Source organism: Staphylococcus condimenti (assembly GCF_001618885.1).
Classification (GTDB): domain Bacteria; phylum Bacillota; class Bacilli; order Staphylococcales; family Staphylococcaceae; genus Staphylococcus; species Staphylococcus condimenti.
The window spans coordinates 95,477-116,556 of the sequence record NZ_CP015114.1; the positions used below are offsets into that span (position 1 = coordinate 95,477).

Sequence of the window (21,080 nt, forward strand, 5' to 3'; positions counted from 1 at the left end):
ATAGATATGTAACTATCTTATTATTTCTGGTTAATTTCATCATAAATGTTCAACCAATGATTTTCATTTGCTTAATAAGCAAAATAGGTGTTAAATAGAAGGACAGAAATAAAAATTTTTATAAAGATTCAAGGATAAAATTAACTAATTAATGAAATTCAGCATCATTTAAAAAGACGGGAGGATTCTATGGATTACGCACATTTGAACTTAGAACACTTTTTTGCACGTCACGACGAATTGGATATGATTAAAGATTGCTCGGATTTTGTAATGATAAATAATATGACTAATGAAATGATGTATCGTGATGGAACAATTGAAGGAACAATTGATTTAAATCGCTATTATTATAAAAATAAGTCAGAAGCAGCAAGTTTTATCATGATGGATTATAAACGTCCTGAGTAATTAATAATATATTCAAATTGTTGATACTGTTAAAATAATAGAAAATAAAAGTAACCTGTTTATGACAGTAATATGCTGTGTTAAACAGGTTATTTTAATCTTAAAATGAGAAATGCCATTAAAAATATTACTGAAAATATCAAAATATTAGGCAGAGAATACAACAATATTACATTCTGACTTCAAAGCCATGACACCCACTAAGATATGATAAGATAATGAATAGAGAGTTTGAAATATTTTATACTTAATATAGAGATAAAATATACTAACAAAATTTATAATTTAATAATTCAACTTGACCTAAGAGGTGTAATTATGACGAAGCATAAGAAGGGCTCTATTATTTCGATTATAGGGTTGCTTGTTATTTTAGCTGCAGCTGGCTGGATTTTCTTTTCGATGATTTCTGATCAGGTTTTGTTTAAACACGTAAAGAAAGTTGAGACTGTTGAACATCTTGATGTCACACTCGATAAAGCAGCTAAAAAACAAATTGATAACTATACAAGCCAGCAAGTATCAGACAAAAATGATATTTGGCATGATGCAACAGGTACGGAAATTAAAAAAGCGATGGATAGTAAAAACTTTATCAATGATAAAGTGCAAAGATATCAATTCTTAGATTTATCAAAATATCAAGGTATTGATGAAAATCGCATAAAGCGTATGTTGGCTGATCGTCCGACATTGCTTGCTCATACTGATGATTTTATGAAAGCAGCTAAGAAACGACATGTTAATGAGGTATACTTAATTTCACATGCTATTTTAGAAACTGGTGCTGTTAAAAGTGATTTATCTAAAGGTGTCGAAATAGATGGTAAGAAGTATTACAATTTCTATGGTGTTGGTGCATTAGATAAAGATCCTATTAAAACAGGTGCAGAATATGCAAAAAAACATAATTGGGATACACCTGAAAAAGCAATTGACGGCGGGGCTGACTTTATCCATTCTCATTTCTTATCTAATCCAGATCAAAATACACTGTACAGTATGAGATGGAATCCAAAAAATCCAGGAGAGCATCAATATGCTACTGATATTAAATGGGCAGAAAGCAATGCATCATTAATTGCAGATTTTTATAAAAAAATAAATACTGAAGGTAAGTATTTTAAACTGTTTGTCTATAAAGACGATAAACAACATCAATAAATAAAGGTAATTTAATAAGGCGAAACAATTAAAACAAAACAGTTTTAATTGTTTCGCTTTATTTATTTTTAATGCATAATAGTAAGTAACATGAAGAGTAATATGAAAAAAACGAGGAGGTATTAAAATGCGCGTTGCAATTATTGGGATGGGGACAGCTGGTGTAAGTATCCTGCGTCAATTAGAGTCTCATTCATATTTTAAAGAATTAGACATCGATGTATATGATGATCCGCAAAATATGGGGCAAGGTGTACCTTTTCAAAATGATAGTTCACAACTGCTTATTAATTTACCAAGTAAGGATATGTCGTTAAATTTTCATGACGCAGCTGAGTTTTTCAACTGGTATGAAAGTCAAAATCAATTTAAGTTTGAAAATGCTACATATTTACCTAGATTTGTTTTTGGTCACTACATGAAAAGTTACTTAGAAAAATTTGACCGAGAATATGACAATATTCATTTGATTACTGAAAAAGCGACTGAAATGTATCTTGAACAAGGTTTTGAAAGAAATGCTAAAATACAATATTTTGTATGTACAAATCATCAACAAGAAGCGTGCAGACAATATGACTATGTCTTTTTAACAGTAGGAACGATGGCATATCATGATCCATATCATTTAAAAGGTTTAAAGGGATATATTAAATCGCCGTACCCTACATATGAAACCTTGAATGATGTTAAAGATACAGATGATATCGCAATTATCGGCACTGGATTATCAAGTTTAGATGTCATTCGATATGTCGTAAAACATCATCCGAATTTACCTATCACTGCAACGAGTCGGCACGGCGAATTTCCAAGTGTGCGTGGTAATATGATTGATATCACACTTAAACATATTACAAAAGAAAATTTTGATAAAATCTTACGTTCACATTTTGGAGTGGTACCTTTGGAATCTATGATTCGATTGTTCGAAAAAGAATGTGAAACGTATGATATACCGCTAGAAGCATTAATCCATCGCAAAGTAGGAGATCCAGTTAAAGATTTAAAGTATGACTTATCTCATCCTGAAATATTAGGAGTATTTCAAAGTTTGCTTGAAACTATAAAAGAAAATATGAATTGGATTTGGAATAGCTTGAGTTTACAAGACCAAGAAGCATTTATGAAAAAATATATGCCGATTTTAAAAGCTAATTCTAATCCAATGCCGCCTCGAACTGCACGATTGTTGATTGAAGAAATTGAAGCTGGGCATGTGGTGGTCAAAAAAGATTTAGAAAATGTTCGTTATGAAAATGAAGTATATGTTTTTGAATATCCTGATCAAGATGAACCAGATTATTATAATGTGGTTATTAATGCAACTGGACCAAGAACGCAACTAAAGGATTTGGATGATGATGATGGATTTATTGTCGATATTGCGAATCGACAGATTGTACAGGCGCATCCAATGGGCGGTATTCAAATTGTTCCGGAGACGAATCAAGTTATAAGTCCAAGACACGGCACGTTACCTCATTTGATTGCGATAGGCCAGATTACAAATGGAATAAATCAAGCGCGAAATGGCGTTAATATGATTGTCCGTCAGTCTGTTCAAGCTGTTGAAAGTCTCTATGCATTTCATCAAGAAAATCGATAAGTAAGTTTTTATTATTGTAAGATTGATAATTTTAAGATATGATTAAAACATGAGTTAAGATTTTATATAACTCGAATTGATTCAGAAACAATTTCATAAAAATTCTTTCGGGGCAGGGTGAAATTCCCAACCGGCAGTAAATTAAGCCTGCGACCTGTGTTCTATATAGAACATGGCTGATCTAGTGAGAATCTAGAGCCGACAGTAAAGTCTGGATGGGAGAAAGAATGAAGACGTCATTAAATATAAAACTCATTTATTAATTTTATATGTGAGGTTTAATTTGATTCGGCTTATTTAAGTACGCAATTTTATTAAATCAACTACTAATATTAATAATCTATGATAAATTCTTTCCCGTTGCCCAATTTTGGTTGGCAGCGGGTTTTTTAATGAGGTGATTGTTTGAATCGATTTTTAGACAATGCAATACAACTGGCAAAAATGGCAGAAGGACAAACTGGTGTAAATCCTGCTGTAGGTTCTGTTGTTGTCAATCAAGGCCGAATTGTCGGTCTCGGTGCACATTTGAAACAGGGTGAACGGCATGCTGAGGTCCAAGCTTTAGATATGGCAGGGGATCAAGCGCGTGGCGGTACTATTTATGTTTCTTTAGAACCATGTACACATTATGGTTCAACTCCGCCTTGTGTCAATAAGATAATTGAAGCTGGAATATCGAAAGTGGTTTATGCAATGAAAGATATTACATTAGATTCGCCGGGTGATGAGATTTTAAAATCAGCAGGCATTGACGTGGAATATCAGCATGATATTGAAGCAGAGAAAATGTATAGAGATTTCTTTGCTGCTAAAGTTTCTAAAATTCCAGAAGTTACATTAAAGGTAAGTGTGAGTTTGGATGGTAAACAAGCGACGGACGCTGGTCAAAGTCAATGGATTACCAATCCAGATGTAAAACAAGATGTTTTGAAAAACCGTGCACGTCATGATGCGATATTGACAGGAGCAGGAACAGTAGAAGTGGATAACCCGAGTTTAACAGTCAGAATAGAAGGTGAACGCCAACCTATCCGAGTGATATTAGATAGAAGTGGTCGTTTAAGTTTTAGACAAAATATGTTTCATGACCGATTAACGCCAGTTTGGTTGTATACAGAAAATAAAGCATTACAAAATAAAGAACATCCTGATAATATCAAGATTATTCAGTTAGAAGAATGTTCTATCCATAATATCTTACGTGATTTATATGATAAAGGTATCGGTTCACTTTATGTAGAAGCCGGACCGAATGTATCTTCACAATTTCTCCAATCAGAGTGTGTTCAAACACTTATTATTTACTACGCCCCGAAAGTTATTGGAGGTTCAGGGAAATACCAATTCTATCAAACAGAAGAAGTACTTTCTTTGGATAAAATCCCTCAATTTGAAATTGCCCATTCTGAAATCATCGATCAAAATATTAAAGTTTCACTAAGAAAGAAGTGATTTAATATGTTTACCGGCATTGTAGAAGAGGTTGGTACAGTTGTTCAAACTTCTTCTAAGCAAAATGTCATGAGTCTGACAATTGAATGTGATGATATTTTAGAAGATATCCATATCGGTGATTCTATCAGCGTAAATGGTGCTTGCTTAACTGTAATTTCTTTTACTGAAAAAACATTTGATGTTCAAGTCATCAAAGGAACTGAAAATAAAACATATCTTTCTGAGCTGCGTAAAGGCAGTGAAGTAAATTTAGAACGTGCAATGCCAAGTCAGGGCCGTTTTGGCGGTCATTTTGTTCTTGGACATGTTGATGAAGTAGGTACAATTAAGCGGATTCAACCTTCAGCAAATTCTAACATTGTCACTATCCAATGCACTCCAGATTTAACGAACCAAATGGTCCAACAAGGTTCTATTACTGTAGATGGCGTGAGTTTGACAATTTTCCGGTTAGGTGAGGGTCAATTTGATATTCATTTAATTCCTGAAACAAAACGTTCAACGATTCTGAGTACGAAAAAAATTGGAGATAAAGTTCATTTAGAAGCAGATATGTTATTTAAGTATGTACAAAAGGCAATTTCAAAAAATGAATCTGGATTAACAAGAGAAAAATTAAGTCAGTTCGGATTTTAAGAGGAGTGAATGTAAATGATATTCGATAGTATAGAATCTGCTGTTGAAGAATTAAGAAATGGCAACAGCGTCATTGTAGTAGATAATGAAGATCGTGAAAATGAAGGCGATTTGATAGCTGTAACTGAATATATGAATGATAATACTGTGAATTTCATGGCACAAGAAGGACGTGGTCTTATTTGTGCACCATTAGCACCTTCACTAGCTGAAAAATTAAATTTAACACCGATGGTTAAAGATAATAGTGATGCCTTCGGTACTGCTTTTACTGAAAGTGTTGATCATATAGATACAACGACAGGAATTAGTGCAAATGAAAGAATGTTAACAGCAAAAGCACTTATTTCTGATGAGTCTAAACCAGAACATTTTAATCGTCCTGGACATCTTTTCCCACTCATTGCAAGACCAGGCGGTGTGCTAGTAAGAAACGGCCACACTGAAGCTGCAGTTGATTTAGCATCTATGACAGGTGCCAAACCTGCTGGGTTGATTTGTGAAATCATGAATGAAGATGGAACAATGGCTAAGGGAGAACAATTGCAGAGTTTCAAAGAAAAACATAATTTAAAAATGATTTCAATTGAAGAATTAGTACATTACCGCAGAACTCATGAGCAACATATGCATGCTAAAGCAAAAGTACAGTTGCCGACTGATTTCGGTACTTTTGATATGTATGGTTTTGAATCTGATTATTCACATGAGGAAATTGTGGCGATTGTTAAAGGCGACATTAAAAAAGTAGAAAATGTACGTATTCATTCTTCATGTTTGACAGGTGATATCTTCCATAGTCAAAGATGTGATTGCGGTGCACAATTAGAAGCATCTATGAAATATATAGATGAACATGACGGAATGGTTATCTACTTGCCACAAGAAGGTCGAGGAATTGGATTGATTAATAAATTGAAAGCATACGAACTGATTGAACAAGGTTATGATACTGTCACAGCAAATCTAGCGCTAGGCTTTGGCGAAGATTTACGTGATTATTATCATGCTGCTGAAATTCTTAAACATTTCGGTATCGAGAAAATAAATTTATTAAGTAATAATCCAGAAAAATTCAAAGGTATGCAGCACTATGGTATTGATGTCGCAGAAAGAATTGAATTAATCGTTCCTGAATGCGAACATAACCATGATTACATGCAAACAAAAAAAGAAAAAATGGGACATATGCTTTAAGTACTATATAAGAAAATTGGAGGAATTGAGAATGAACTTTGAAGGGAAATTATTAGGACAAGATTTAAAAATAGGAATTGTAGTATCAAGATTTAATGACTTTATTACAGGACGTTTATTAGATGGTGCTAAAGACGTACTCGTAAGACATGAAGTAGATAGTGAAAAAATTGATGTAGCCTATGTGCCTGGTGCGTTTGAAATTCCTTTAGCTGCCAAAAAGCTTGCAGAGACTGGAAAATATGATGCAGTAATTACACTCGGCTGTGTGATTCGCGGTGCAACATCTCATTATGATTATGTTTGTAATGAAGTTGCAAAAGGCGTGTCAAAAGTCAGTGATACAAGTGGTTTGCCTGTTATTTTCGGTGTGCTTACAACTGAAACAATAGAACAAGCAGTTGAACGTGCAGGTACTAAAGCAGGAAATAAAGGGGCAGAAGCGGCGATGGCTGCAATTGAAATGGCAAACTTATTGAAATCAATTTAATTTTATTGCTTTAAAAAAGGAAGAAACACTGAGTTTTGATAACTTAGTTTCTTCCTTTTTATTTTTATTTATTTTTTTTAATTAAAGCAGTTGCTGCTGTAGTCACTCCTATAACTGCTGCGATTACACCAGCAGTTATTGCAAGTGATTTAGGTTTAACAAATTCTTTTACTGCTAAATTTAAGTTTTGCGGGCGTTCTGCTAAACGTCTCATAAAGTAACCAAACCAATCATCACCAAATGGTACATAAATACAGAAGTTATAATTCTCGTCTGCTGTAGCATATGCAAGGTCAGTACGGAATCCAAATAACATTTGGAATTCAAAATCATCTCTGTTGATATTGTTTTCTTCAACAAATTTTTTCACGTGATCGATAATTTTATCATCGTGAGTTGCGATAGATGTAAAATTCTTCGCATTTTTCAGTCTTTTTTCGATTAAAGAAATATAGTTCGCATCAATATCCTCTTTATTTTGGTATGCAATAGATGCATTTTCTTTATAAGCACCTTTAACGAGTCGTAATCGAATGTGCGGGTATTTTTCTACCATATCAGTAGCTGTATATAGATAAGCTTGGATAACAGTACCGACGTTATCATACTCTTTTGAAATATCATCTAACACATGTAAGATGTCATCAAGACCTTCAAATTTTTCTGTGTCGATGTTAACGTGTCTATTATCTAATTCCTTTGCTTTAGCAACAATTTCTCTAAGGTTTCTTTCAGCCAAATCTAAATCAAATTCAGCACCCAACTGACTGATTTTAATTGATAGATGTGCTTTAACATCGTTATCATGCATGGCTTGTAAGACTTTAAGGATAATGTTTTTTTCAATTAAACTCTCTTCTTCAGTACCAACAAATTCACCAAGACAGTCAACTGTCACTGTAATCCCCTTATCGTTTAATTCACGGATTGTTTTAATAAGATCATCTAATGAATTGCCAACTACAACTTTGCTTGCCCCGAGCACTGGCCCATATTTCTTAGCTGAATTGTTTAAAAATGTATTATTAGATAATCCGATAAAAAAATCTTTGACAAGTGACATAGTAATTCCTCCCATACAACTATATTGAAATTAGTGTATCATGTTTCAATAATGTATGAAAACGTTAACAATATATAAAAGTACACTATATATTAAAATATTACAAAATCAGTAAACAATGTTAAAATAATTTTTCATCAAATGATTTAAATAATACTCGATTTTAAAGAAAGGTACTGTGCTCAAAATAGATTTTAAGGACTTCCTTTTGATACAATAGATTTAAATATTATTAGTAGAAGGGTAGTCGTTGATATGTGGAAGTGGGAAACAGAAAGTGAAGCAAAAGGAGTTATTGTTATTGCTCATAATTTATTAGAACATACTGGAAGATATGCATATGTCATTACTTCATTAAGAAGGAATGGATATCATGTTATTATGGGTGACTTGCCAGGTCAAAGTCAGACATCACGTTCTAATAAAGGTCAAATTGACAACTTTGAAGTCTATCACGAACATATCCTAGAGTGGTTAAGAATAGCAAGTGAATATAAGTTGCCCACATTTTTAATGGGTGTAGGATTAGGCGGTTTAATTACATTAAACTTACTTGAAAGAACAGAATTACCGATTGAAGGTATTATACTCTTATCTCCACTTGTAGCTTTTCAAAAAAATAATAAAACACGAAAGAACATGCTGACATCAAATGTGGGTGCGGGTGTTAAAGATATGCGTTTTAATTTAGGTATTGAGCCTGAGCATTTAACGCGAAATGAAGAGGTAATAGAAGAAACAAAACAAGATGGATTGATGTTGAAAAAAGTTTCTTATCATTGGTATAAAGAAGTAGTAAATGTAATGAAAAAGACAATGGAGCATTTGGAAGATATCCAAAGTATTCCGATGTGTTTAATGTTTGGTAAAGATGACAAGGTATTAGAAACTGAAGCCATTTTAGAAATTAAAAATCGGGTCAAATCTGATGAGCTTTATTTTAAAGCTTGGGATGGTTTATATCATGAGATTCATAACGAACCAGAGCGTCCTTTAGTAATGCGTTATATTTTAAGTTATTTAAATAATAAAGTGAATGCGCTTGGATTTATACCTAATGATGTTGATGATCAAATTGAAATATAAAGCAGTGTAACCAGCAACTTTTCCACAATTGTTGCTGGTTTTTTTAATAGCTTTTCCTAAAATAAAAATTTTTAAAATATTATCGTTAGAATGAAGAAAAATGATTGCTTTTCACAACGATAACTGGTATCTTTATTATGTGAAATAAATCACATAAGGAAAGTGATTTTTGAAAAAGGAAGGGTAAGTAATATGAAAAATATAAAAGCAAATAAAGTAGTATTAGTGGGCGATGGCGCTGTTGGTTCAAGTTATGCTTTTGCTATGGTAGCACAAGGTGTAGCAGATGAATTCTTCATTGTTGATATTGCTGAAGAAAAAGTTAAAGGTGACGTTCTCGATTTGAATCACGGCATGCCTTATGGAGAATCACCGTCAATTGTTAAAGCAGGATCATATGCAGATTGCTCTGATGCAGATTTAGTTGTAATTACAGCTGGTGCGCCCCAAAAACCAGGTGAAACGCGATTTGATTTAGTTGAAAAAAATACTAAGATTTTCAAATCAATTGTGGGTCAAATTATGGACAGCGGTTTTGATGGTATTTTCTTGATTGCTGCAAACCCAGTAGATGTATTAACTTATGTCACTAAAAAAGTTTCAGGTTTACCTAAAGAGCGTGTTATAGGTTCAGGTACTATTTTAGATACAGCACGTTTCAAATACGAATTAGGTGCAGAATTCGGCGTTGCACCTGAAAGTGTAAATGCAAGTATTATTGGTGAACATGGTGATTCTGAGTTAGCAGTATGGTCTCAAGCGAGTATTGCTGGACAAAATTTACACGATATTTTAAAAAGTAACCCAGAAAAAGAAAAACGTATCGAAGAAATATTCTTAAATACGCGTGATGCAGCATATGATATTATCCAAGCTAAAGGCGCAACATATTATGGTATTGCTATGGGATTACTTCATATTACTAAAGCAATTTTACGCAACCAAAACCTTGTATTGACTGTATCTAGTTATTTAGAAGGTGAGTATGGCAACGAAGATGTTTATATTGGTGTTCCAACACTTGTAAACCGTGCAGGTGCAGTTAAAATTTATGAAACACCATTAAATGACAAAGAAACTGAAGAATTTAACCATTCAGTTGAAGTTTTAAAAGATATTACAAAAAGTGTAGATAAATTATTTCAATAATTTTAAATAAGCAAAACGTCCGCAGAACTTTTTAATTTCTGCGGACGTTTTGCTTTATTGATTTTTATCTTTTTTCGATGGCACAAATATAAGGCGGGTTATTACGTTGGTTAATAAAACCATACTGTAATATATGTGCTTTTTGTTGATCGAAATTTTTAAGGTACTGATATACTGTCTCACTCTCTATTTTTCCTTCAGGATGTCCTGGATAGATAACGAGGACAATAATTCCTTCAGATGATAACATTTCAAAAATATCCTCTATTGCTTTGATAGTAGTATCAGCTTCTGTGACAATGTGTTTATCACCTTTTGGTAAATAGCCTAAATTAAATACAGCCGCATCGACAGGATAGTCAGATGATTCGATGTATTGCATTACATTTTCATGACCATCATGTATTAAAATAGTGTTGTTAAAGTTTTCGACTTTTAATTGCGCAGCTTTAATAGCTTCTTCTTGAATATCGAAGCCATAAACTTTTCCATTTGGAACGTGCTGAGCCAAAAATAATGTATCGTGTCCATTACCGCACGTCGCGTCTATAACTGTACTATTCTCATTAATATGCGATAAGATAAGTGACTTAGCAAATGGTAAAATACGTTCTACTTTCATTTGATTATTTTACTTCCTGTTTTTTCTTGAAATGCTGGCCTTGAGCAGAGTGACGTCTTGCGAGTTCAGCATCAATTGCATTGAGAACTTCCCATTTATTAACACTCCACATAGGTCCTACCATTAAATCAATAGGTCCATCACCAGTAATACGATGGATAATCATTTCAGGTGGTATTACTTCTAATTGATCGCAAACAAGACTGACATATTCCTCTTGCGTCATAAATTCAAGCATACCCTTTTCATATTGTTTGACCATTGGTGTCCCTTTTAATAAATGAAGTAAATGGATTTTTAAACCTTGTACATCCATTTGTGCAACTGTTTTTGCTGTTTCCATCATCATATCGTAATCTTCCCCAGGCAAACCATTGATGATATGAGAGCATACATTGATATTATGTTTTCTCAATTTTGCAACTCCATCATAATACGTTTGCATATCATGAGCGCGATTAATTAAATCAGAAGTTTCTTGGTGGACAGTTTGTAAACCAAGTTCCACCCATAAATAAGTACGTTTGTTCAAATCAGCTAGATATTCAACCACGTCATCGGGCAGACAGTCAGGTCGTGTACCTATTGATAAACCGACAACACCAGGTTCTTTTAATACAGGTTCAAATTTTTCTTTTAATACTTCGACTGGAGCATGTGTATTTGTGAAAGCTTGGAAATAAGCGATATATTGTCCGTCATGCCATTTTTCATGCATTTTTTCTTTGATTTCTTTAAATTGTACATCAATCGGATCTGCACGGTTGCCGGCGAAATCACCGCTTCCTGCTGCAGAACAAAAAGTACAACCTCCGTGTGCAACTGTACCATCGCGGTTCGGGCAGTCGAAACCGCCATCTAATGCAACTTTAAAAATTTTACGACCAAATTTATTTTTTAAATGGTAATTCCATGTATGGTAACGTTTATCTTCAAATGCATACGTAAAATATTGACCCATATGACATTTTCCTTTCTATAAATTAATCCATTGTAAGATTTTACCATAATTTAAGTACTTATGTTTGATGGGATTATGATAAAAGGGTTTAATTACTCATGCAAGTGTAGTATTATTTACTAGTTGCAAAAAATCACATTTAACTTAATTGCTTTAATTTGAAATTTTCGGTGCGTTTAACTTTAGCGTATACGGAAATTTCTTTGATTTTTTAATGAAAAATTTGTCACGTATTTTCTATAAACAGACAGAAAGCGGGTGTTGCAAAATGAACATGCCTAAAGAAGTATGGTGGCTTGTAATAGGTATGGCAATTAATATCACAGGTGCAAGCTTTTTATGGCCTTTAAATACAATTTATATGAGCCAAGAATTAGATAAAAGTTTAACCACAGCTGGTGTGGTTTTAATGGTAAATTCACTAGGAATGGTAGTTGGCAACTTATTAGGAGGAACACTATTTGACAAATTAGGTGGATTTAGAACTATTATGTTAGGAACCGTCGTTTGTTTATGTGCCACAACATTACTTAATTTCTTTCATGGGTGGCCATGGTATGCAGTATGGTTAGTAATGCTTGGATTTGGCGGCGGTATTATTATTCCAGCAATTTATGCAATGGCAGGTGTAGTTTGGCCGAACGGTGGACGCCAAACATTTAATGCGATTTATTTAGCTCAAAATATAGGAGTAGCATTTGGTGCAGCAATGGGCGGGTTTGTAGCAGAACTCAGTTTTAATTATATCTTTATTGCGAATTTATTGATGTACGTGTCTTTCTTTTTCGTAGCAGTGACACAATTCAATATCAAATATAAAGGTAAAGTCAAAATACCAGATACTAATGAATGGGCTGCTAAAAAGTATCGCAAACGTTTTATAGCACTGCTTTTACTTTGTGTAATGTTTGCTATTTGCTGGATAGCATATATTCAATGGGAAAGTACAATAGCTTCATTTACACAAGAATTAAATATTTCGATGGGCCAATACAGTTTGCTTTGGACTGTAAATGGTATCATGATTTTGGTAGCACAACCTTTAATTTATCCAGTTATACGACTTTTAAAGGGCAATTTGAAAATGCAGATGCTTGTAGGTATTTTTGTATTTATCTTATCTTTCTTTATTACAAGTTTTGCAGAGCAATTTTCAATATTTATGATCGGTATGATTATTCTTACCCTAGGTGAGATGTTTGTTTGGCCAGCTGTGCCGACGATAGCAAATCAACTAGCACCGGAAGGTCGTCAAGGTTCATACCAAGGTATTGTTAACTCTGCTTCGACAGTTGGTAAAGCTTTTGGGCCTTTAATTGGCGGTGTGTTGGTAGATACATTTAATATGCAAGTAATGTTTTTATCTATGATAGGATTATTAGCGATTTCAATATTCTTCCTAATGATTTACGATAAAAATTTAGATAAAACAGAACTAAATAACTAAATAGAAAAAATGAAACGTGCATTTCCTTTTTGAGGATGTGCACGTTTTTATTTTATTAAAAAGACTGCAGTGATATTCAAAAGAAAAAAGCCATATAAGGATAATTAAATTAATCGTATAAATAAAGAACTGTTTCAAAGTATATCTGCCTTTGTATTTAATCATTAAAAATCACTTTTTAAATTAAGTGCATTGTCACAAACAATAACGTTAAGAGCTTGCATTTAAAGAGAGAATAAAATATAGTAATAGATGTATATGGAGTAGTAGTTTAAAAACTCATAAAGAGAGCTGGTGGTCGGTGCGAACTAGCTGAGGCATTTAAATGAACTTACCAACGAATAAATTTATGAATAATACAGCTCGAGCTATTATGGATGAGGTGCGTAGAAATACGAATGAAGGTGGTACCGCGGCAAATGTCGTCCTTCATAAGACAAAATCATAATAGTTTGAGTTGTATTTTTTATTGATTAGGAGGAAGCAAAGTGAGTTTTAATCATCAAGAAATTGAAAAGAAATGGCAAGATTATTGGGCAGATTACAAAACGTTTAAAACAAATGATAATCTAGGTCAAAAGAAATTTTATGCTTTAGACATGTTCCCATATCCTTCAGGTGCTGGCTTGCATGTAGGGCATCCAGAAGGATATACAGCTACAGATATTATTTCTCGTTATAAGCGTATGCAAGGATATAATGTTTTGCATCCGATGGGGTGGGATGCGTTTGGTTTGCCAGCAGAGCAATATGCATTGAATACTGGAAATAATCCTCGTGAATTTACAAACCAAAACATTCAAACGTTTAAACGTCAAATTCAAGAATTAGGTTTCAGTTACGATTGGGATCGTGAAGTAAATACTACAGATCCGGATTATTATAAATGGACACAATGGATTTTTATCCAATTATATAATAAAGGATTGGCTTATGTTGATGAAGTAGCAGTTAACTGGTGTCCAGAATTAAAAGCAGTTCTATCAAATGAAGAAGTCGTTGATGGCGTTTCAGAACGTGGCGGATATCCTGTATACCGCAGACCAATGCGCCAATGGGTTCTAAAAATTACTGAGTATGCTGATCGTTTACTCGAAGATTTAGATGATTTAGATTGGCCTGAATCTATCAAAGATATGCAACGTAACTGGATTGGACGATCAGAAGGGGCAAAGGTTGCTTTTGAAATTGAAGGACGTCCTGAAAAGATCGAAGTATTTACTACAAGACCAGATACAATTTATGGTGCATCATTTGCAGTGTTGAGTCCTGAACATGAACTTGTAAATGAAATCACAACACCAGAACATCAAGAAGAAGTCAAAGCTTATCAAAAAGAAGCTTCAATGAAATCAGATTTAGAAAGAACAGATTTAGCAAAAGATAAATCTGGTGTATTCACAGGTGCTTATGCAATTAATCCTTTATCTGGCGAAAAATTACCGATTTGGATTGCTGATTATGTATTGTCTTCATATGGTACGGGTGCTGTAATGGCAGTACCTGCTCATGACGAACGTGATTATGAATTTGCTCAAAAATTTGATTTGCCGATTAAAGAAGTTATTGAAGGCGGAGATGTTTCAAAAGAAGCATATACAGGAGACGGTCCTCATATTAATTCAGGTGATTTAGACGGATTAAATAATGAAGAAGCAATTTCACGCGCAATTCAGTTACTTGAAGAAAAAGGTGCCGGCGAGAAAAAAGTGAATTATAAATTACGTGACTGGTTATTCAGTCGTCAACGTTATTGGGGTGAACCAATTCCTATTATTCACTGGGAAGATGGAACAATGACAACTGTTCCTACAGATGAATTGCCTTTATTGCTCCCTGAGACAGATTCAATTGAACCATCTGGAACAGGTGAATCTCCTTTGGCGAATATCGATGAATTTGTGAATGTGGTTGATCCTGAAACAGGTATGAAAGGCCGTCGCGAAACAAATACAATGCCGCAATGGGCTGGAAGTTGCTGGTACTACTTGCGTTATATCGATCCGCATAATGAAGAAATGTTAGCAGACCCTGAAAAATTAAAACATTGGTTGCCAGTTGATTTATATATCGGCGGTGTGGAACACGCTGTTCTTCACTTGTTATATGCAAGATTTTGGCATAAAGTGCTTTATGATATGGGTGTCGTACCTACAAAAGAACCATTCCAAAAATTATTCAACCAAGGTATGATTTTGGGTGAAGGTAATGAAAAAATGAGTAAATCTCGCGGTAATGTCGTTAACCCTGATGATATTGTACGTTCACATGGTGCAGATACTTTAAGATTATATGAAATGTTCATGGGACCGCTTGATGCAGCAATTGCTTGGAGTGAAAAAGGTTTAGATGGTTCTCGTCGTTTCTTAGACCGTGTATGGAGATTACTTATTAATGAAGACGGTTCATTAACATCTAAAGTTGTTGATACAGATGATAAATCATTGCAAAAAGTATACAACCAAACTGTTAAAAAAGTCACTGAAGACTTTGAAACATTGAACTTCAATACAGCTATCAGTCAATTAATGGTATTCATCAATGAAAGTTACAAAGCAGAACAATTATATAAACCGTATGTTGAAGGTTTTGTAAAAATGTTAGCACCGATTGCACCTCATTTAGGTGAAGAGCTATGGTCAAAACTTGGTCATGATGAAACTATCACATACCAACCTTGGCCTGATTATGATGAAGCATTCCTTGTAGACGATGAAGTAGAAATTGTAATTCAAGTTAACGGTAAAGTAAGAGCAAAAGCATTTATCCCTAAAGATGCATCAAAAGAACAAATGGAAGACATTGCATTGACAAATGAAAATGTTAAATTAGATATTGGGGATAAAGACATTAAAAAAGTAATTGCCGTTCCTCAAAAATTAGTCAATATTGTTGCAAAATAATTAAGGAAGGGGAAATAAAAATGGAATCTATTACTACGGATGAATTAAAAAAGAAAATGTTAGAACATTCACCGGTACATGTTGTGGACGTAAGAACAGATGAGGAAACTGCTACTGGCATCATTCCGAATGCCACAACAATTCCAATGGATCAAATTCCAGATCACTTAGATGATTTTAATACTAATGATACGTATTACTTTGTTTGCGCTGCAGGAGTCAGAAGCGGCAGAGTAGTCGAATATTTGAATCAACATAAACCTGAAGTGCATGCAGTGAATGTCGAAGGCGGCATGAAAGCATGGGGAGACGAAGGTCTAGAAATAGATAGTATTTAATTAAAATTTGAGCCGAGTCAGTTAACAACTGGCCCGGCTTATTTTTATATTGCTTTTTAATTTTGACAGATACCAGCGTTCATTCCAGAAACACGTCCTGTAACTAATGCACTAGTGATATTATATCCTCCAGTATAGCCATGGATATCTAAAACTTCACCGCATAAAAATAATCCAGGTGTTATTTTAGACATCATTGTATGAGGCTCTATTTCTTTTATGGACACACCTCCGCCTGTGACAAATGCTTTTTCAATCGACAAGGTTCCATTGACTGTAAAAGTAAACGTTTTGAAAAGGTGTGCAATTTCAGCTATTTGTTGATTAGAAATATGATGGCCAGTTGTATCTTCTTCAACACCAGCTTGTTCTAAGATAAAGTTGAGATAACGTTCTTCAATCATTCCGCGTAAACTATTCTTTATATATTTATCAGGGGTATCATGAATTTGTTTTTTGATGCGATTTTGTAATTCATTTTCTTTTTCATCTGGAAATACATCCAATTGCATTTGGATTTCTTGTTTTTTCTGAGATTTTTGTTCTTTATATACAAACTGGCTGCATCTAAGCGCGCCAGGTCCACTTACACCAAAATGTGTAAAAAGCATATCCATACGATGTGTGATACGAGGTTTGCCGTTTTTTCTTAAAACAGATAATGAAACATCTTTTAGGCTCAAACCTTTTAATGTTTTTCTAATAATAAACGATTCTTTAGAAGTAATAGGCACTTCTGTAGGGAAAAGCTCTGTAATCGAATGGCCTAATCCTTTTGCGAATTTATATCCATCTCCAGTTGAACCGGTTTGGGGAACGCTTGTACCACCTGTAGCGATTACTACTGTTTTAGAAGTATACTCGTTGCCTTCAGCATCGGTGATGATAAAGAGATCGTCAGTCTTTTTGATATTTTTAATCGCTGTTTCTTCCAGTACTTCTACTTTATTTATGGATAATTCATTTATCAATGCATCAACGACATCCTGAGCACGATTCGAAACAGGAAACATTCGGCCATGATCTTCTTCTTTTAATTTAACGCCGCGTGATTCAAAAAATTCTATAATAGATTCATTATCAAATACTGAAAAGGGACTATAGAGGAATTTGCCATTTCCAGGTATATGGCGAATAATTTCATCGTAAGGCAGACGATTTGTAACGTTACAACGTCCGCCCCCAGATATTTTTAATTTTCTGCCAAGACCTTTTTTCTTTTCTATTAGTAAAACTTTATCTGAATGTTGGCTTGCGGCAGCAGCAGACATCAAACCGCTAGGTCCTCCGCCGATAACTATTGTTTGATACATGTTTAAATAATACACAATCTTCCTTAAATCGTTGAATATGTGTATTGTGCCTCCTTTAAATTTGATTTTTATTATGAAAATGCGTTAACGTAAATTCTCGAATGTATAATTGATTTACTTTACTGTTATATTATGGCATAGTCAAAACTGTTGTTTAATTCTTTGAATTTTCATTTCTGTTAAGGCTATTTTAGGCTATAATACATATGAAAAAAAGTAGTTGCCAACAATTGTTGGTGGTAAAATATAATTAAATCTTAATATCAGATAGGAAGAGTGTCATGAATGAAAGTCAAGAACTAGTAAGAGGGACCTTTCTACTTACGCTAAGTATATTGATTACCAAAATACTTGGTGTACTCTTTATTATACCGTTCTATGCGATTATAGGTGGAGAAGAGAATTTGGCCCCGTTCAACTATGCATATGCGCCTTATAACATCGCAATTGCAGTGGCAACAGCTGGTGTACCATTAGCCGCTTCTAAATATGTTGCTAAGTACAATGCAATAGGGGCATATCATGTCAGTCAGAAATTATATCGCTCAAGTTTTATAGTGATGAGTATTACAGGTGTGTTAGGTTTTATTATTTTATATGCCTTATCACCAATGATTGCGTCAGTAACATTAGCACATAAATCTAATGTTGAAGGTGGTTGGACTGTCGCTGATATCACTTGGATAATTAGAATTATCAGTATGGTAGTAATTTTCATCCCGCTGCTCGCTACTTGGCGCGGTGTATTCCAAGGTTATAAATCAATGGGACCTACTGCAGTTTCTGAAGTCACAGAACAAATCGCACGTATTATCTTTATTTTAGTAGGAAGCTATCTCGTTTTAAACGTTTTCCATGGTTCTGTTTTATTAGCCAATGGTGTTGCAACATTTGCTGCAGCAATCGGTGCTATTGCGGGTATTTTGACCCTTTGGTATTATTGGCGAAAAAGAAAACCGTTTATGGATGAAATGACGGCATCAGATCATACTGGTATCGACGTACCTTATACAAAAATGTATAAAGAAATCATTTCTTATAGTATTCCGTTTGTCATCGTGAGTTTGAACTTCCCATTATTTAACATCGTAGACCAATTAACACACAATAACGCATTAGATATTGCAGGGGTTCCTCAACAACTACACGATTACTTCTTTACAATTCTTAATATGACAACGAATAAAATTGTAATGATTCCAACATCTTTAGCAGCAGGTTTTGCAATCAGCTTGATTCCATACATTACAAAGACATATGAATCAGGCCAATTGCATGAAATGCATAGACAAATTCGTACGTCACTTGGGGTACTTATGTTTATTACAGTACCAGCAAGTTTAGGTATTATGGCACTTTCATCACCATTGTATACAGTATTCTACAGCTATAATGGTGACGGCAGTATGCTGCTATTTTATTATGCGCCAGTGGCTATATTAATTTCTCTATTAAGTATCACGGCTTCTATGCTGCAAGGTATCGATAAACAGAAATTAACGGTGTTTGTAATTGTTGCTGCAGTTGCTTTAAAAGCGTTATTAAATATTCCGCTAATAGTTGCATTCCATACAGCAGGAGCAATTTTAAGTACCGCTATTGCATTGTTGTTTGCAAATATCTGCAACTTCATTATTTTGAAAAAATATGCGAAATTTACATTTACAGAAACCTTGATTCAATTTGCTAAAATATTCATTTATGGTTTCATTATGATGATCGGTGTTGAATTAACATTTTGGTTATTACAACTATTTATTTCGCCACAATCAAAAATCGGCAGTTTAATCATTGTTGTTGCAGGAGTAATAGTCGGTATTGCCATTTATGGAGGTATCACATTGAAAACAAGATTAGCAGACCAATTCTTAGGAGATTTACCTGGTAAAATTCGTAGAAAGTTAAGAATTTCATAATGCGGCTAGATAAATTTTTAGCTAATATGGGTGTCGGTACGCGAAGCGAAGTAAAACAATTATTAAAGAAAAACCAGGTTCAAGTAAATGGCAAAAATGAAAAACAGAGTAAAGCACAAATCGATCCTCAGTCAGATGAAATTACTGTGAATGGAAATTTGATAGAGTATGTTGATAAAGTCTACATTATGCTGAATAAGCCGGCAGGTTATATCTCTGCAACTGAAGATGATGAACAACCTACAATAGTCAGTTTGATTAAAGACTTTCAACATTTAAAAATTTTCCCAGTCGGGAGACTAGACAAAGATACTGAAGGGTTGATATTGTTAACCAACGATGGTCAATTTAATCATGACATCATGAGCCCGAATAAGCATGTAACTAAAATTTATCGAGTAGAAGCAAAGCATTTTATATCAGATGATGATATCGAAAAATTTGCTGAGGGTATTGAATTATCTGATGGAAAAACAAAACCAGCAAGACTAGAACGAACAGAAAATGAAAAAATAGTATCAGTTTCAATTCAAGAAGGCCGGTACCATCAAGTGAAAAGGATGTTTCATGCCATCGATAATGAGGTACTGAATTTAAAGCGGGTTCAAATTGGAAAACTCAAACTGGATTCTAATCTTTCTAAAGGTTCTTATCGAGAACTTACAGAAGAAGAATTGGAATTGGTTAAACAATAAAAAGTGAAGGTGATAGTTATGGCAAAATCAAGTAATTTTTTAAAGGCAGTTGTAGGTATCGGAGCAGCAGCTGCAGCAGTATTATTAACTAGAAAAGACAGCAGAGAAAAATTAAAAAATGAATATGATAAATATAAAGAGAACCCAGAATCTTATAAGCAAAACGCAAAAGATTTAGCTTCTCAAATCGCATCAAATGCATCTGAAACTTTTAACGAAGTTAAAGAAAATCCTAAAGGATATGCAGAAAAAGTAAAACAAGATCCTAAAGGATTTGTAAAAGAACAAAAAGACCGCTTCAGTAACGGCAATCAAGATGCGTCAGCACCAACTTTAGATGACGTAAAACAATCTGATGAACCAAGACACAACATCAGAATTGTAACTGATGAAGATTTAAAGAATAATGAAAATAAATCTTCAGATAATGACAATAAATAATAAGATTTAACAGCGCCTTAGTTTGATTGCTAAGGCTCTTTTTTTACTTTAAAACCGAAAATAAAAATTTCTTCTTATAAAACCTATCAAATCAACTCTGGATGAAATTGACAGAAAATTTATTGAGTTACTACTGTTGTTTGAGAATTAGTTAGGGTAAAATAGAGAGTGAACTAAAAAT

At 33.9% G+C, this 21,080-nt stretch carries 19 protein-coding genes and 1 riboswitch; of the genes, 15 read left to right on the top strand and 4 right to left on the bottom strand.

What is annotated here, in order from left to right:
- Positions 1-189: 189 nt before the first annotated feature.
- From A4G25_RS00640 to ribH, 7 genes are all read left to right on the top strand, one after another.
- Positions 190-411: a hypothetical protein gene (locus A4G25_RS00640; protein WP_015900622.1), complete on the top strand. Its 222-nt coding sequence runs from the start codon at positions 190-192 to the stop codon at positions 409-411.
- Between the two features lie 318 nt (positions 412-729).
- Positions 730-1,575, top strand: coding sequence for a peptidoglycan release complex glucosaminidase SagB (sagB, locus tag A4G25_RS00645; RefSeq protein ID WP_047131942.1), 846 nt, complete (start codon positions 730-732; stop codon positions 1,573-1,575).
- A gap of 127 nt (positions 1,576-1,702) precedes the next feature.
- Complete coding sequence (locus A4G25_RS00650; protein WP_047131941.1) at positions 1,703-3,184, top strand: FAD/NAD(P)-binding protein; 1,482 nt, start codon at positions 1,703-1,705, stop codon at positions 3,182-3,184.
- Between the two features lie 99 nt (positions 3,185-3,283).
- A riboswitch (FMN riboswitch) is annotated at positions 3,284-3,415 on the top strand.
- A 174-nt stretch (positions 3,416-3,589) separates the two neighbouring features.
- Positions 3,590-4,639, top strand: coding sequence for a bifunctional diaminohydroxyphosphoribosylaminopyrimidine deaminase/5-amino-6-(5-phosphoribosylamino)uracil reductase RibD (ribD, locus tag A4G25_RS00655; protein WP_047131940.1), 1,050 nt, complete (start codon positions 3,590-3,592; stop codon positions 4,637-4,639).
- A 6-nt stretch (positions 4,640-4,645) separates the two neighbouring features.
- Positions 4,646-5,278, top strand: coding sequence for a riboflavin synthase (gene ribE / locus A4G25_RS00660; RefSeq protein WP_047131939.1), 633 nt, complete (start codon positions 4,646-4,648; stop codon positions 5,276-5,278).
- Between the two features lie 15 nt (positions 5,279-5,293).
- Positions 5,294-6,475 carry a bifunctional 3,4-dihydroxy-2-butanone-4-phosphate synthase/GTP cyclohydrolase II gene (locus A4G25_RS00665; RefSeq protein WP_047131938.1) on the top strand — a complete coding sequence of 394 codons (1,182 nt, stop codon included), beginning with the start codon at positions 5,294-5,296 and terminating at the stop codon, positions 6,473-6,475.
- 31 nt (positions 6,476-6,506) lie between these two features.
- Positions 6,507-6,965, top strand: coding sequence for a 6,7-dimethyl-8-ribityllumazine synthase (ribH, locus tag A4G25_RS00670; RefSeq protein WP_047131937.1), 459 nt, complete (start codon positions 6,507-6,509; stop codon positions 6,963-6,965).
- A gap of 64 nt (positions 6,966-7,029) precedes the next feature.
- Here ribH and A4G25_RS00675 read toward each other — a convergent pair whose 3' ends face one another.
- Positions 7,030-8,028 (bottom strand): proline dehydrogenase family protein, encoded by a 999-nt coding sequence (locus A4G25_RS00675; RefSeq protein ID WP_047131936.1) that lies wholly within the window; start codon positions 8,026-8,028, stop codon positions 7,030-7,032.
- Positions 8,029-8,283: 255 nt separating this feature from the next.
- Here A4G25_RS00675 and A4G25_RS00680 point away from each other — a divergent pair, with 255 nt between their 5' ends.
- Positions 8,284-9,114: an alpha/beta fold hydrolase gene (locus A4G25_RS00680; protein WP_047131935.1), complete on the top strand. Its 831-nt coding sequence runs from the start codon at positions 8,284-8,286 to the stop codon at positions 9,112-9,114.
- 192 nt (positions 9,115-9,306) lie between these two features.
- Entirely contained in the window at positions 9,307-10,263 is a 957-nt protein-coding gene (locus A4G25_RS00685; RefSeq protein ID WP_047131934.1) for an L-lactate dehydrogenase, read from the top strand.
- 64 nt (positions 10,264-10,327) lie between these two features.
- On the opposite strand, the gene mnmM is transcribed toward A4G25_RS00685, so the two are convergent.
- The gene (gene mnmM, locus A4G25_RS00690) at positions 10,328-10,885 is read right to left on the bottom strand and encodes a tRNA 5-(aminomethyl)-2-thiouridylate-methyltransferase MnmM (protein WP_047131933.1); all 558 of its coding nucleotides are present in this window, start codon (positions 10,883-10,885) and stop codon (positions 10,328-10,330) included.
- A 4-nt stretch (positions 10,886-10,889) separates the two neighbouring features.
- Positions 10,890-11,846, bottom strand: coding sequence for a tRNA modification radical SAM protein MnmL/YtqA (mnmL, locus tag A4G25_RS00695; protein WP_047131932.1), 957 nt, complete (start codon positions 11,844-11,846; stop codon positions 10,890-10,892).
- Between the two features lie 268 nt (positions 11,847-12,114).
- On the opposite strand from mnmL, the gene A4G25_RS00700 reads away from it, so the two are divergent.
- The 3 genes from A4G25_RS00700 (at position 12,115) to A4G25_RS00710 (ending at position 16,534) form a co-directional block, all read left to right on the top strand.
- Entirely contained in the window at positions 12,115-13,293 is a 1,179-nt protein-coding gene (locus A4G25_RS00700) for an MDR family MFS transporter (protein WP_047131931.1), read from the top strand.
- A 488-nt stretch (positions 13,294-13,781) separates the two neighbouring features.
- Positions 13,782-16,196 (top strand): leucine--tRNA ligase, encoded by a 2,415-nt coding sequence (gene leuS / locus A4G25_RS00705; RefSeq protein WP_047131930.1) that lies wholly within the window; start codon positions 13,782-13,784, stop codon positions 16,194-16,196.
- Between the two features lie 20 nt (positions 16,197-16,216).
- Entirely contained in the window at positions 16,217-16,534 is a 318-nt protein-coding gene (locus A4G25_RS00710; protein WP_047131929.1) for a rhodanese-like domain-containing protein, read from the top strand.
- 56 nt (positions 16,535-16,590) lie between these two features.
- On the opposite strand, the gene A4G25_RS00715 is transcribed toward A4G25_RS00710, so the two are convergent.
- Positions 16,591-17,847 (bottom strand): BaiN/RdsA family NAD(P)/FAD-dependent oxidoreductase, encoded by a 1,257-nt coding sequence (locus A4G25_RS00715; protein ID WP_047131964.1) that lies wholly within the window; start codon positions 17,845-17,847, stop codon positions 16,591-16,593.
- A 281-nt stretch (positions 17,848-18,128) separates the two neighbouring features.
- Between A4G25_RS00715 and A4G25_RS00720 the strand changes: the two genes are divergently transcribed.
- From A4G25_RS00720 to A4G25_RS00730, 3 genes are read left to right on the top strand one after another with little or no spacing between them, the layout of a single operon-like run.
- Entirely contained in the window at positions 18,129-19,763 is a 1,635-nt protein-coding gene (locus A4G25_RS00720) for a putative polysaccharide biosynthesis protein (RefSeq protein WP_047131928.1), read from the top strand.
- Complete coding sequence (locus A4G25_RS00725; protein ID WP_047131927.1) at positions 19,763-20,458, top strand: pseudouridine synthase; 696 nt, start codon at positions 19,763-19,765, stop codon at positions 20,456-20,458. Before A4G25_RS00720 ends, A4G25_RS00725 begins: the two co-directional genes overlap by 1 nt.
- A gap of 18 nt (positions 20,459-20,476) precedes the next feature.
- Positions 20,477-20,899, top strand: a complete 423-nt coding sequence (locus A4G25_RS00730) for a YtxH domain-containing protein (protein WP_047131926.1) — start codon at positions 20,477-20,479, stop codon at positions 20,897-20,899.
- Positions 20,900-21,080: the final 181 nt, after the last annotated feature.